Origin of the sequence: Ramlibacter sp. AN1133, assembly GCF_037890035.1 — a bacterium.
Taxonomy (GTDB): domain Bacteria; phylum Pseudomonadota; class Gammaproteobacteria; order Burkholderiales; family Burkholderiaceae_C; genus Ramlibacter.
Window position 1 is genome coordinate 226,980 of the sequence record NZ_JBBKTQ010000005.1, and the last position, 11,860, is coordinate 238,839.

At 69.5% G+C, this 11,860-nt stretch carries 15 protein-coding genes; 3 read left to right on the forward strand and 12 right to left on the reverse strand.

Features of this window, described 5'->3' with window-relative positions; translation table 11 throughout:
- Position 1: 1 nt before the first annotated feature.
- The 12 genes from dsrO to dsrA all read right to left on the reverse strand — a co-directional run bounded on the left by dsrO (position 2) and on the right by dsrA (position 10,498).
- Complete coding sequence (gene dsrO, locus WG923_RS09035; RefSeq protein ID WP_340350607.1) at positions 2–724, reverse strand: sulfate reduction electron transfer complex DsrMKJOP subunit DsrO; 723 nt, start codon at positions 722–724, stop codon at positions 2–4.
- Positions 721–1,101 (reverse strand): hypothetical protein, encoded by a 381-nt coding sequence (locus WG923_RS09040; RefSeq protein WP_340350608.1) that lies wholly within the window; start codon positions 1,099–1,101, stop codon positions 721–723. Before WG923_RS09040 ends, dsrO begins: the two co-directional genes overlap by 4 nt.
- Before the next feature lie 4 nt (positions 1,102–1,105).
- Positions 1,106–3,064, reverse strand: coding sequence for an NAD(P)-binding protein (locus tag WG923_RS09045; RefSeq protein WP_340350609.1), 1,959 nt, complete (start codon positions 3,062–3,064; stop codon positions 1,106–1,108).
- Positions 3,048–4,370 carry an NAD(P)/FAD-dependent oxidoreductase gene (locus WG923_RS09050; protein ID WP_340350610.1) on the reverse strand — a complete coding sequence of 441 codons (1,323 nt, stop codon included), beginning with the start codon at positions 4,368–4,370 and terminating at the stop codon, positions 3,048–3,050. The genes WG923_RS09045 and WG923_RS09050 overlap by 17 nt, the downstream gene beginning before the upstream one ends.
- 22 nt (positions 4,371–4,392) lie before the next feature.
- Positions 4,393–5,889, reverse strand: coding sequence for a sulfate reduction electron transfer complex DsrMKJOP subunit DsrK (gene dsrK, locus WG923_RS09055; RefSeq protein WP_340350611.1), 1,497 nt, complete (start codon positions 5,887–5,889; stop codon positions 4,393–4,395).
- Between the two features lie 16 nt (positions 5,890–5,905).
- Complete coding sequence (locus WG923_RS09060; RefSeq protein ID WP_340350612.1) at positions 5,906–6,640, reverse strand: respiratory nitrate reductase subunit gamma; 735 nt, start codon at positions 6,638–6,640, stop codon at positions 5,906–5,908.
- A 31-nt stretch (positions 6,641–6,671) separates the two neighbouring features.
- The gene (locus tag WG923_RS09065) at positions 6,672–7,004 is read right to left on the reverse strand and encodes a TusE/DsrC/DsvC family sulfur relay protein (protein WP_340350613.1); all 333 of its coding nucleotides are present in this window, start codon (positions 7,002–7,004) and stop codon (positions 6,672–6,674) included.
- A gap of 17 nt (positions 7,005–7,021) precedes the next feature.
- Positions 7,022–7,321, reverse strand: coding sequence for a sulfurtransferase complex subunit TusB (tusB, locus tag WG923_RS09070; protein WP_340350614.1), 300 nt, complete (start codon positions 7,319–7,321; stop codon positions 7,022–7,024).
- Positions 7,322–7,328: 7 nt separating this feature from the next.
- Positions 7,329–7,685, reverse strand: a complete 357-nt coding sequence (gene tusC / locus WG923_RS09075; RefSeq protein ID WP_340350615.1) for a sulfurtransferase complex subunit TusC — start codon at positions 7,683–7,685, stop codon at positions 7,329–7,331.
- 82 nt (positions 7,686–7,767) lie between these two features.
- Entirely contained in the window at positions 7,768–8,127 is a 360-nt protein-coding gene (gene tusD, locus WG923_RS09080; protein ID WP_340350616.1) for a sulfurtransferase complex subunit TusD, read from the reverse strand.
- A 9-nt stretch (positions 8,128–8,136) separates the two neighbouring features.
- Positions 8,137–9,204 (reverse strand): dissimilatory-type sulfite reductase subunit beta, encoded by a 1,068-nt coding sequence (gene dsrB, locus WG923_RS09085; RefSeq protein WP_340350617.1) that lies wholly within the window; start codon positions 9,202–9,204, stop codon positions 8,137–8,139.
- Between the two features lies 1 nt (position 9,205).
- On the reverse strand, positions 9,206–10,498 hold the full coding sequence (gene dsrA, locus WG923_RS09090; RefSeq protein ID WP_340350618.1) for a dissimilatory-type sulfite reductase subunit alpha: 1,293 nt from the start codon (positions 10,496–10,498) through the stop codon (positions 9,206–9,208).
- 180 nt (positions 10,499–10,678) lie between these two features.
- Here dsrA and WG923_RS09095 point away from each other — a divergent pair, with 180 nt between their 5' ends.
- From WG923_RS09095 to WG923_RS09105, 3 genes are read left to right on the forward strand one after another with little or no spacing between them, the layout of a single operon-like run.
- Entirely contained in the window at positions 10,679–10,894 is a 216-nt protein-coding gene (locus WG923_RS09095) for a DUF6967 family protein (RefSeq protein ID WP_340350619.1), read from the forward strand.
- A gap of 7 nt (positions 10,895–10,901) precedes the next feature.
- Positions 10,902–11,504 (forward strand): type I-MYXAN CRISPR-associated protein Cas6/Cmx6, encoded by a 603-nt coding sequence (cas6, locus tag WG923_RS09100; RefSeq protein ID WP_340350620.1) that lies wholly within the window; start codon positions 10,902–10,904, stop codon positions 11,502–11,504.
- A gap of 26 nt (positions 11,505–11,530) precedes the next feature.
- Complete coding sequence (locus tag WG923_RS09105) at positions 11,531–11,860, forward strand: TusE/DsrC/DsvC family sulfur relay protein (protein WP_340350621.1); 330 nt, start codon at positions 11,531–11,533, stop codon at positions 11,858–11,860.

An 11,860-nucleotide genomic window follows, 5' to 3' on the forward strand; every position in this document is an offset into this window, starting at 1 on the left:
CTCAGATCCCCCGGTAGCGCACGGCCGGGTCGAGCGCCAGGTCCGGCCGCAGCTGCGTGGTGGTCCACTCCCGCACGCGCCGCGCGATCTCGCTGTCGGGGTCGTTCAGGTCGCCGAAGACGATGGCGTCGTGGCCCGCCTTGCGGCAGGCCTCGGCGCAGGCCGTCACCTGGTTGCCGCGGTCCAGCCGGTGCACGCACAGCGTGCAGCCCTCCACGCAGCCCTTGCCGCGCGGCACGTCCGGCTGCTGGCCGGCCACCGGCTCGTGCACGAAGGAGCGCGCCTTGTAGGGGCAGGCCATCACGCAGTAGCGGCAGCCGATGCAGGCATGGCGGTCCACCAGCACGATGCCGTCGGCGCGCTTGAACGAGGCCCCGGTGGGGCACACGTCCACGCAGGGCGGCTCGGCGCAGTGCTGGCACATCACCGGCACCGACGCCGTGCGGCCGCTGCGGACCTCCCGGATCTCGATCTTGCGCACCCACTGCGCATCGGTCGGCTTCGGGTCCTGCGGCAGCCCGTTCTCGCTGCGGCAGGCCTGCACGCAATCGTCGCAGCCGGGCGCGCATTTCGTGGTGTCCACCAGCATGCCCCAGCGCGCGCCGGGCTTCACGCCCGCCTGCGGCACCGCCGCCTGCGCGAGCTCGATCAGCCGCACGCCGGGCGCCAGCACGATGCCCGCGAGTCCGGCCGCCGCCGCGCCCAGGAAGCCGCGCCGGCTCACCGCGCGGCCCCCGCGCGCGCCTGCTGCCGCGGCTGCGCGGCGTGGCACTCGAAGCAGTCGATCTTCACCGCGGCGTAGCTGTGGCAGCTGACGCAGAAGTTCGTTTCGCCCTTGGCCACGCTGGCGGTCTGCCGGCTCGCGTGGCACTGGATGCACCCCTGCAGGCTGAAGGCGCCGGAGCGCGCGCCGGCATGCACCGTGTCGTCGCGCTGGTGCCTGAGCAGGTCCATGTGGTTGCGCCGCATGAAGGCCGGCTCGCCGACGCAGGGGCCCGCCTGCGCGCGCTCGATCACCGGCACCGGCGTGCGGCCCTGCTGCGCCGTCGCGCACGCGAGGGGCACGGCCAGCAGCAGGGCGATCGCGGCGCGGCGCACCACCGCCCTACTCCCCCAGCCCCATCTGGATGTAGCCGGTGGGGCAGACATCCTTGCAGATGTGGCAGCCGATGCACTTGGCGTAGTCGGTGTCCACGTAGCGGCCGGTGGTCGCCTTCGCCTTCGGCACCTTGAACACCGCCGTCTGCGGGCAGTAGACGACGCAGTTGTCGCACTCGAAGCACTGCCCGCAGCTCATGCAGCGCTTGGCCTCCGCCTGCGCCTGCTGCTCCAGCAGCGGCAGCACCCGCTCCTCGAAGTTGGCCAGCGCCTCCTCCTTCGACAGCGTCAGCACCTTGCGCCGGTTGCGCGGGGTGTACTGGAAATGCCCGAGGAACAGCTCGGTGTGCGGGATCACGTAGCGGTCCGAGCGGTTCTCGTAGTTGTGGATCGCGCCGGCGCTGCGGTCGGTGCCGCGCAGCGGCCCCTGGATCGTGTCGGTGGGCAGCCCCTTCTCCACCATCTTGCGCATCAGGTCGAAGCCGTGGACGTCGATCTTCGGGCGCTTGTCGATCGGCTCGCCGGCGAGCACCCGGTGGATGCCGTCGGCGGCGATGGCGCCGTGGCCGATCGCGGTGGTCAGCAGGTGCGGCCGCACGACATCGCCGCCGACGAACATGCGCTCCTGCCCCTGCACCTGGTAGTTGCGGTCGGCGGCAATGCCGCCCTTGCCGTTGTCGAGGGCTTCCAGGCCGGTGAAGTCCACGGCCTGGCCGATGGCGGAGACGATCAGGTCGGCCTCGATGTCCTCCTCGGTGCCCTCGATCGGCTTGACCTCCAGGCGGCCGCCCGCCATCTTCGCCTCGCAGCGCGCCACGCGCAGCGCCGTGGCGCGGCCGGTGCCGTCGCGCAGCACCGCCACCGGCACCAGGCCGCCGCGGATCGCGATGCCCTCGGCCAGCGCCTGCTCGATCTCGTGCCGGTTGGCCTGCATCCGGTCGACCGGGAACACCGAGGTCAGCGTCACCTCCGCCCCCTGGCGCGCGGAGATCGAGGCCGCATCGTGGGCCGCGTGGCCGGCGATCACGCGCTCCGGCAGGTCGCTCTCGTGCGCGTGCTCGATGTGCCCGAGGCGCCGCGCCACGGTGGCGACGTCGATCGAGGTGTCGCCGCCGCCGACCACCACCACCCGGCGGCCGACGTGGCGCATGCGGCCGTCGTTGAAGGCCTTGAGGAAGGCCGTCGCCGTGACGCAGTTGGGCGCGTTGCCGCCCTCGACCGCCAGCGGCCGGCCGGCCTGCGCGCCCAGGCCCAGGAACACCGCGTCGTGGTCCGCGCGCAGCTGCTCCAGCGTCACGTCGGTGCCGATGCGGCAGTTCATGCGCGTCTGCACGCCCAGGTCGAGGATGCGCTGGATCTCGGCATCGAGCACCTCGCGCGGCGTGCGGAAGCCGGGGATCCCGTAGCGCATCATCCCGCCCAGGTGCTCGCGCTCGTCGAAGATCGTCACCGCGTGGCCCTTGCGCGCCAGCTGGTAGGCGACCGACAGGCCGGCGGGGCCGCCGCCCACGACCGCCACCTTCTTGCCGGTGGAAGTGGCCGGCTTCGGAAAGGCCAGCCTGTGCTCGATCGCCCACTCGCCCAGGAAGTGCTCCACCGAGTTGATGCCGACGAAGTCCTCGAGCTCGTTGCGGTTGCAGCCCGACTCGCACGGCGCGGGGCAGACGCGGCCCATCACCGAAGGCAGCGGGTTCGCCTCGGTCAGCCGGCGCCAGGCGTATTCCTGCCAGGCCATGCCCGCCGGCGGCTTCTCGATGCCGCGCACGATGTTCAGGTAGCCGCGGATGTCCTCGCCCGAGGGGCAGCTGCCCTGGCAGGGCGGCGTGCTCTGCACGTAGGTCGGGCACTTGTGCGAGTGGTCGGCGTCGAAGATCTCCTGCTGCCAGGCACGGGGGCGGTGGTCCCCGTCCTTGAAGCGGCGGAAGGTCAGCGGCCGGGCGGGCACGTTCTCAGGGATGGCGGACATTCGGCAGTTCCTGTTCCTGCGCGGGCTGGGTGTGCTTGACGACGCGCACGATGCCCAGGGCCTTGAGGATGTACTTCTCGTAGATCGGCTCGGAGGTGCCGGTGCGCAGCTTGCGCATGAAGTACTTCTCGTAGGCGATCTTGGCCAGGTGCACCCACTTGCCCTTCTTGAACCAGTTGACGTTGCGCGGCGGGATCTGCGGCAGCGCGACGAAGGCGGCGCCGGTGTCGCCCATGTCGGCCAGGCAGATCGCGTTCCACGTCGCCTTGGTGTGCGGGGCGCGGCCTTCCAGTTCGTCGGCGATGTTGTGCACGATCGCCGTGACCATGGTCTCGATCATGTAGCCGGTCTTGGGCGCGCCGGTCGGCACCGGCGTCACCTCCACCGGCGGGATCGCCACGCACACGCCGGCCGAGAAGATGTTGCGGTACGCCTTGCTGCGCTGGTATTCGTCGATCTGCACGAAGCCGCGCGGGTTGCACAGGTTGGGCACCGAAGCCACCGCGTCGACGCCCTTGAAGGCCGGCAGCATCATGGAGAGCTTGAACGGCACCTCCAGTTCCTTGTACACGTCGCCCCGCTCGTCGAGCTGCGTGACGAACAGCTTGCCCGGCTCCACCTTGGTGGTCTTCGCGTTGGTGATCCACTTGATGTCGTGGTTGCGCATCTCGGATTCCAGCAGCGACTTGGAGTCGCCCACGCCGCCCAGCCCCAGGTGCCCGATGTAGGGCTCGCTGGTGACGAAGGTGATCGGCACCTTGTGGCGCAGCTTCCTGCGCCGCAGGTCGGTGTCGAGGATGAAGGTGAACTCGTAGGCCGGGCCGAAGCAGCTCGCGCCCGGCATGGCGCCGATCGCCACCGGGCCGGGGTTCTCCAGGAACTTCTGGTAGTCGGCCCAGAACGCCTCGGCGTGGCCGACCGCGCAGACCGAGTGCGTGTGGCCGTCGTGCGGGCCGGCGCCGGGCACTTCGGCGAAGCTCAGCTTGGGGCCGGTGGTGATGACGAGGTAGTCGTAATCGAGCACCTCGCCGCCTTCGAGCTCGAGCCGGCTGTGCTCCGCGTCGATGCGCGTGGCCGCCTTGGCGACGAAGCCCACCCCCTTGCGCGCCAGCAGCGGCGCGATCGGCTCGGTCACCTCCTCGCGCTTGCGCCAGCCGACGGCGAGCCAGGGGTTCGACGGCACGAACTGGAAGTAGTCCAGCGCGTTGACCACCGTGATGCGATGCTGCCTGGGCAGCATGTCGCGCATTTCGATCGCGCAAGGCATCCCGCCGATGCCGGCACCCAGGATGACGATGTGGGCCATGATCTTGTCCCCCTCTGCGTTGTCAGTGCGGCTCGCCGAGCCGGATCGCCTTGCCCACGAGCTGGTGCACGCCGCCGACCATGCTCATGTCGAAGCCGTAGTACGGGAGCACCTTGCTGAATTGCGCCTTGCAGATGGCGCAGATCGTGGCCATGAAGTTGACGCCGTGCGCGTCGACGACGTGCTTGAGCGCTTCCATGCGGGGCAGCGCGCCCTTGACGCGCAGCTCCATCAGGTCGTCGGTGAGGAGTCCGCCGCCGCCGCCGCAGCAGAACGTGCCCTCGTGGATGGTCTCCGGCGCCATGTCGTGGAACCGGTTGGCCACCGAGCGGATGATCTCGCGCGGGATCACGAACTGGCCGCCCGGCATGGTGCCCATGCGCGAGCCGCGCGCGACGTTGCAGGAATCGTGGAAGGTGATGATCCGGTCGTCGTTCCTCTCCTTGTCGAACTTCAGCGCCCCGCGACCCATCAGGTCGTGGGTGAATTCGCAGATGTGCTGCGGCACGGGGTAGCGCGCGTCGAGCCAGTCGAACGGGCCGATCAGCGTGTTCCAGAAGCCGTAGGCCACGCGCCAGGCGTGGCCGCATTCGCCGACGACGATGCGCCGCACGCCCAGCTCCTGCGCCGCCTCCTTCACCCGCAGCGAGATGTTGCGCATCTGCTCGTAGTTGCCGATGAACAGGCCGAAGTTGCCGGCCTCGCTGGCCTTGGAGCTGAGCGTCCAGGAGATGCCGGCGGCGTGGAACACCTTGGCGTAGCCGATCAGGCTTTCCACGTGCGGCTCGGAGAAGAAGTCGGCCGAGGGCGTGACCAGCAGCACCTCGGCACCGGCCACGTCCAGCGGGAAGCGCACGTCGACGCCGGTCTCCTCCTTCGTGTCCTCCTCCAGCCCGAGCAGCGTGTCGACCAGGGCCGGCTCGGGGATGCCCAGGTTGTTGCCGATGCGGTGGACCTTGCCGATGATCTCGTTGGCGTACTTCTGCCCGAGGCCCACCGAGTCCATGATCTCGCGCGCGGCCATGGTGATTTCGGCGGTGTCGATGCCGTAGGGGCAGAACACCGAGCAGCGCCGGCACTCGGAGCACTGGTTGTAGTAGCTCCACCACTGGTCCAGCACGTCCTTCGTCAGGTCCACCGCGCCCACCAGCTTCGGGAAGTGCTTGCCGGCGAAGGTGAAGTAGCGCCGGTACACCGCGCGCATCAGGTCCTGGCGCGCCACCGGCATGTTCTTCGGGTCGCCGGTGCCCAGGAAGTAGTGGCACTTGTCGGAGCAGGCGCCGCAGTGCACGCAGGCGTCCATGTAGACGCGCAGGCCGCGGTACTTCTCCAGCAGCTCGCCCATCCTGGCGATGGCGCGCTGCTCCCAGCCCTCGGCGAGTTCGCCCGGGAAGCCGATCGCCGACTGGATGGCCGGCGAGGCCACGTAGGGCTTGCTGTGCGCCATCGCGCCCACGGCCACCAGCGGGATCACCGGGTAGGGCTTGAGCTTGGGGGTGGCGAAAGTGGCTGCGGCCATGGCGTGCGGTCCCCGGTCAGGGACGCTGTTCCAGCCGCGCCGCCCACGGCGCCAGGTGGCGCTGCTCGCGGGCCGTGTCGGCCTGGTTGCGGGTCGGGCTGAAGAACAGCCCCGGGGCGTGCATCAGCTTGCTGATGGGAAAGATCGCCATCAGCAGCGCCACCAGCGCGAGGTGCGCCAGCAGCGGGCCGTCGGCGGGCAGCGGGTTCAGCTCGAGGCGCATGAGGCCGAGCGTGAAGGTCTTGACCGCGACGATGTCGGTGTGGCGGAAGAAGCGCAGCGACAGGCCGGTGGCGCCGATGGCCAGCAGCAGCGCGAGGTGCAGGTGGTCGGACGGCGTGGAGATGTAGCGCACGCGGTCGACCAGCCAGCGCCGCGCCCACAGGCCCGCCAGGCCGGCCACCAGCGCGAAGCCGGCATAGGCGCCCACGGACTGCACCATCGCCACGGGCGCCCACACCGGCTGCTGGAAGTAGCGCAGGTGGCGCAGCAGCACCACGAAGAGGGCCGCGTGGAAGGTCCAGCCGAAGATCCAGGTCCACTTGCTGGCGCGGAACAGGCTCTCGAAGAACACCACTTCGCGCAACAGCCGCAACGCGACGCCGCCACGCGTGGTCGGGGCCGGCGTGGTGGGGATCTTCAGCGGCACCGGCGTGCGCAGGTACGAGCGCAGCTTCAGTGCCACGCCCAGCACCAGCGTCGCCGCCGAGAGGTACAGCAGGGCCGCGTAGACGGCGGCGAGGGCGTTCATGGCCGATGGCTTCGCTGGCGCGGTGCCGGGTTCAGACGCAGCCGGTGGGCTTGGGCAGGCCCGCGATCTTGCAGGCCTGCTTGGCCGGGCCGTAGGGGAACAGCTCGTACAGGTACTTGCTGTTGCCCTTTTCCGGGCCGAGCTGCTTGCCGATCGCCTTGGTCAGCACGCGCACCGCCGGGGCGATCTGGTATTCGTTGTAGTAATCGCGCAGGAAGGTCACGACTTCCCAGTGGTTGGGCGTCATGTCGACGTTCTCCGTCTTCGCGATGATGTCGGCCAGTTGCTCGTTCCAGTCGGCGAGGTTGACCAGGTAGCCCTCCTCGTCGGTCTCGTAGGTGGTGCCGTTGATTTCGATGGCCATGCTTGCTCCTCTGTTCGTCAAAGCCAGGATTGGTGGGCGGGGTGGGCGGCGACGAGGTCGACGAAGCCGCCGTAGTCGGTCGGCTCGATGCCGGCGATGCGACGCGCCGCCATGCCGCGCGCCTCCAGGTCGGGCAGCAGGACGCGCACCTGCAGGCGCCGCAGCGCCTGGTCCAGGCCGCAGGCCATCGCGCCGGGCGCGGTCGCGGCGTACACCGCGTCCTCGATCAGCAGCAGCACGTCGCCGGGACGCGCCACGCGCAGGCAGCTTTGCAGCGAACGGGCCTGCTCCGGGGACTTGTTGACGATGTGCAGCATGGGCACCTCAGAAGGAAAGAACCACGTCCTGCGACGCCATCAGCTCGCCCAGTTCCGCGGCCGAGAGCACGGCCACCGGGACCATCAGGTCGTCCTCGTCGAGGCCACGTGCTTCGAGCGACTCGCGCTCGACGTACAGCTTGTCGATGTCGTAGTCGTCCAGCGCCCGGAAGGTGGGCGAGAAGTTCTTCAGGCCGATGCCCTTGGTGTTCTGCCCCTTGGCGAGCTGGTACACGCCGTCGTCGAGGAACACCAGGCTGCAGTCCTGGTCGAAGGTGGCGGCGATCAGCACCACCTCCAGGCTTTCCAGCGCGTAGACGGTGCCGTAGGGCGCCTTGCGGTTGACGAACATGAATTTCTTCATCGGGCCTCCCGCCGGGCCGCCCCAAGGGAGGCCTGCGCCCCCTCGGGGGGCAGCGAACAAAGTGAGCGTGGGGGCTTCATGACTAGTCTCCGAAGGTGACCAGCCGGTCGCTCTTGATGCCGGCATCCACCAGCTGCCCCAGGCCCGAGATGCGAAAGCCCGGTGCCAGCACTTCATCCTTGATCCCGCGCCGCAGCGCCGCCGCCACGCACACCACCAGGTCGACCTGGTGGTCCGCCGCCAGCTTCGACCAGCGGTTGACGATGTGGCGGTCGTCCTGCGGCGGCTCGGTGAGCTTCGAGGCGTTGTAGACGCCGTCGTGGTAGAAGAACACGCGCTTGACCTCGTGTCCGCGGGCGATCGCGGCACTGGCGAACTGCCACGCCGTGTCCGCCGCCTGGTGGGTGTACGGTCCTTCGCTGACCAGCAGGGAAAACTTCATCGCGGCCCTTCAGAAGCGGATGTGCGCCGACGCGTTGAGGTTGGCGCGGGCGCCGCGCCAGTCGTCGATCAGGTACTTGGTGAAGGGCAGGTCGCACTTCTCGAAGAAGCGCGGCCAGCCGATGCGCTCGACCCAGTCGGACAGGCGCTCCCACGGGCGCGCGTCCTCCTTGTAGGTGTAGAGGATCTTCTTCACCATGGCCGAAACCTCCGGCCAGCGCGGCGGGTTGTTCGGCAGGCCCGAGGCCACCATCTTCATGAAGGTGGGCTTGCCGCGGGCGTTGGAGTTCTTGCCGCCCACCCAGATCGCGAGCTTGGAATGCTCGGGATCGTTGATCTGCATCGGCGGGCACGGCGGATAGCAGGCGCCGCAGCAGATGCACTTCTTCTCGTCCACCTCCAGCGAGGGCTTGCCGTTGACCAGCGCCGGCCGGATCGCCGCCACCGGGCAGCGCGCCACCACCGCCGGCCGCTCGCAGACGTTGGCCACCAGGTCGTGGTTGATCTTCGGCGGCTTGGTGTGCTGCACGATGATCGCGATGTCGGCCTGCCCGCCGCAGTTGATCTCGCAGCACGAGGTGGACATGTGCACCCGGTTGGGCATCTCCTCGCGGATGAACTCGGCGTGCAGTTCGTCCATCAGCGCCTTGACGGCGCCCGAGGCGTCCGTGCCGGGGATGTCGCAGTGCAGCCAGCCCTGGGTGTGGGCGATCATCGACACCGAGTTGCCCGTGCCGCCGACCGGGAAGCCGCTGCTCGTGAGCGCCTCGACCAGGGGCGCGACCTTGGCCGGATCGCTCACCATGAACTCGATGTTCGAGCGGATGGTGAAGCGCACGTGGCCGTCCGCGTAGGTGTCGGCGATGTCGCACAGCTTGCGGATGGTGTACACGTCCATCTGGCGCTGCGTGCCGGCACGCACCGTCCACACCTCGTCGCCGCCGTTGGCCACGTGGTGCAGCACGCCGGGGCGCGGCCGGTCGTGGTACTTCCAGTTGCCGTAGTTCTTCGCCAGGGCCGGATGCAGGAAGGGCTTGTTGTCGGGGCAGCCGCTCTCGATCGGGGTGCGATGTGCCATGTCAGCCCGCCTTCTTCGCGTTGATCTTCGCCACTTCCTCGTCCCAGCCGTCGGTGCGCACGTAGGGGTTGGTGCGCGGGGCGGCCACCATGTGGGGATCGATCTCCACGCCCACGCCTTCGAGGAAGTTGACCAGGCCGATGCGCTCGATCATCTCGCCGGTGCGCTCGTGCTCCAGCGCGTTCTCGGCGAAGAAGTCGATCACCCGCTGGCCGAGGTCGACCAGGGCCTCGTAGTCTTCGTCGGTCTTCAGTGGCAGGAAGGGCACGACCACGGTGCCCATCAGGTCGCCGATCTTCAGCGTGCGCTTGCCGCCCACCAGGATGGTGGCGCCGGTGTCGGTGCCGTGCGCCAGCGCGCCGGTCATGACGTTGATGCAGTGCATGCAGCGCACGCAGTCGCCGTTGTCGATCTCCAGCGCATGCGTGTCGCTCACCTGCACGCTGGAGATCTTCGGGCCGCAGCGCACGTCCTTGACCTCCTTGAGCATGATCGCCTTGGTCGGGCAGCGGGTGACCACGTCGTTGACCAGCTCGTTCATGCCGTGCTTGTCGAACCACTTGCGCGCCAGCGCCTCGTCGGTGCGGATGTTGTCGCGCCAGGTGCCGATCACCGCCATGTCGGAGCGCTGGATCGAGTTCATGCAGTCGTTCGGGCAGCCCGAGAACTTGAACTTGAACTTGTAGGGCAGCGCCGGGCGGTGGATGTCGTCGGTGAAGGTGTTGATCACCTGCCGGTGGGCGCGCGCCTCGTCGTAGCAGCTCTGCTCGCAGCGCGCCGCGCCGACGCAGCTCATGGAGGTGCGCACGGCGGGGCCCGCGCCGCCGAGGTCGAAGCCCAGTTCGTTGAGCTCGTCGAAGGCTTCCTGCACCTTCTCGGTCTTCGCGCCCTGGAACATGATGTCGCCGGACTGGCCGTGGAAGGCGATCAGGCCGGTGCCGTGCCGCTCCCAGATGTCGCACATCTTGCGCAGCACGTCGGTGGTGTAGTGCATGCCCGGGGGCGGCTGCACGCGCAGCGTGTGCAGTTCGGCCGCGTCCGGGTAGACCGGCTTGTCGTTCTCGTCCTTCAGTTCGGTGAAGCGCGGGATCACGCCGCCGCCGTAGCCGAACACGCCCACCGTGCCGCCCTTCCAGTAGCCCTTCTTCGTGCGGTACGAAGTCTCCAGCGTGCCCAGCAGGTCGACCACATAGTCCTTGTCCTGCGCCAGGCGCTTGAGCCCGGTGACGAAACTGGGCCACGGTCCGGACTCGAGCTCGTCGAGCATCGGCGTGTCGTGCATCTTCTTGGCCATCGGCTTGTCTCCTGCGGGTGCGACCCGCTGCGGCGAATGGTCCGCGCGCCGTGGCCCCCGCGCCATCCCTCTGGTTGGCAGGCTGCCACTACCCGGATGGCGTAGCCGGGGCCCCCCGCCGCGGGTATGGACGCTGCCGCCGGGGTGCAGGCTCAATGCCGGCAGGAGCCAAGCCTTGCCATGACGCGCATCCAATCCCTCGCCAAGCTGCGCGTGCCCCTGGGCGGGCAGGAGATCGAACTGCAGCAGCTCGACTTCGAGGGCGGCGGCATGAGCCTGCTGCGCACCCGCATCCGCGAGCAAAGCCGCTTCACCGTCTTCGACGTCGATCCCGCCACCGCCCGGGCCTGGGGCGAGGCGCTGCTGGCGTGGGCCCAGGCGCAGGCGGCCGGGTGAGCGCGCGATGGACCACGACATGATCGAGCTCGCGTTCGCGCTGGAAGGCCGCGTGGTGCCCCGGGACTACCGGCTGCGGCTGTGCGAGGCGCTGCAGCGCGTGCTGCCGTGGCTGGCCGACACGGCCGGCGCCGGGGTGCACCGCCTGAAGCTCGTGGTTGGCGGGGACGGCGAACTGCTCGTGTCGCCGCGCACGCGGCTGGTGCTGCGGCTGCCCCGGGCCCGGGCCGAGGCGGCGCTGGCACTCACGGGCGCCGAACTGCAGCTGGGCGAATACCGGCTGTGCGCCGCGCAATCGCGCGCGCGCGAGCTGCTGGCCTACGGCACCCTGTACGCACCCCTGGTGGTCACGGGCGACGCCGACGAAACCAGCGTGGACGCGCGCCTGCGCAAGGAGCTGGCCGCGCTCGACGTCGCGGCCCCACCGATCTGCGGCCGCTGGCAGTCCCTCGAGGGCGGGTTGCTGGCGGGCTGCAGCGTGATGCTGGCCGGCCTCGCGCGCGAGCAGTCGCTGCGGGTGCTGCAGGCCGGCCTCGGCCCGCACCGCCTGCTCGGTTGCGGCCTGTTCGTTCCCCACCGGTCGGCCGCCGCCGTGGGCGCGCCGGCCTGACCCGCCGCAAGAAAGGAGAAAGGTGCATGGCCTACGTCGTCAACGGCGAACAACTCGAAACCGACGATCAGGGCTTCCTGCTGGAGCCCGACTACCGCGACGAGGTGGTGGACGCGATCGCCGCCGCCGAAGGGCTCGCGCTCACCGATCGCCACTGGAGCGTGGTGCGCTACCTGCGCGAGCAGTACCGCGAGCATGGCCACACGCCCAACTTCCGCAACCTGCTCAAGGGCATGGGCGAGATCCTGCCCGGCTGCGACAGCAAGTCGCTGTACGACCTGTTCCCCACCGGCCCGGCCAAGCAGGGGGCCAAGGTCGCGGGCCTGCCGCAGCCCCTCGGCAAGGGCGGCTACTGA

Coding starts and splice junctions, on each gene's coding strand:
- WG923_RS09045 (WP_340350609.1), bottom strand. CDS start 3,064: ATGTCCGCCATCCCTGAGAACGTGCCCGCCCGGCCGCTGACCTTCCGC.
- WG923_RS09050 (WP_340350610.1), bottom strand. CDS start 4,370: ATGGCCCACATCGTCATCCTGGGTGCCGGCATCGGCGGGATGCCTTGC.
- dsrK (WP_340350611.1), bottom strand. CDS start 5,889: ATGGCCGCAGCCACTTTCGCCACCCCCAAGCTCAAGCCCTACCCGGTG.
- WG923_RS09060 (WP_340350612.1), bottom strand. CDS start 6,640: ATGAACGCCCTCGCCGCCGTCTACGCGGCCCTGCTGTACCTCTCGGCG.
- WG923_RS09065 (WP_340350613.1), bottom strand. CDS start 7,004: ATGGCCATCGAAATCAACGGCACCACCTACGAGACCGACGAGGAGGGC.
- tusB (WP_340350614.1), bottom strand. CDS start 7,321: ATGCTGCACATCGTCAACAAGTCCCCGGAGCAGGCCCGTTCGCTGCAA.
- tusC (WP_340350615.1), bottom strand. CDS start 7,685: ATGAAGAAATTCATGTTCGTCAACCGCAAGGCGCCCTACGGCACCGTC.
- tusD (WP_340350616.1), bottom strand. CDS start 8,127: ATGAAGTTTTCCCTGCTGGTCAGCGAAGGACCGTACACCCACCAGGCG.
- dsrB (WP_340350617.1), bottom strand. CDS start 9,204: ATGGCACATCGCACCCCGATCGAGAGCGGCTGCCCCGACAACAAGCCC.
- dsrA (WP_340350618.1), bottom strand. CDS start 10,498: ATGGCCAAGAAGATGCACGACACGCCGATGCTCGACGAGCTCGAGTCC.
- WG923_RS09095 (WP_340350619.1), top strand. CDS start 10,679: ATGACGCGCATCCAATCCCTCGCCAAGCTGCGCGTGCCCCTGGGCGGG.
- cas6 (WP_340350620.1), top strand. CDS start 10,902: ATGGACCACGACATGATCGAGCTCGCGTTCGCGCTGGAAGGCCGCGTG.
- WG923_RS09105 (WP_340350621.1), top strand. CDS start 11,531: ATGGCCTACGTCGTCAACGGCGAACAACTCGAAACCGACGATCAGGGC.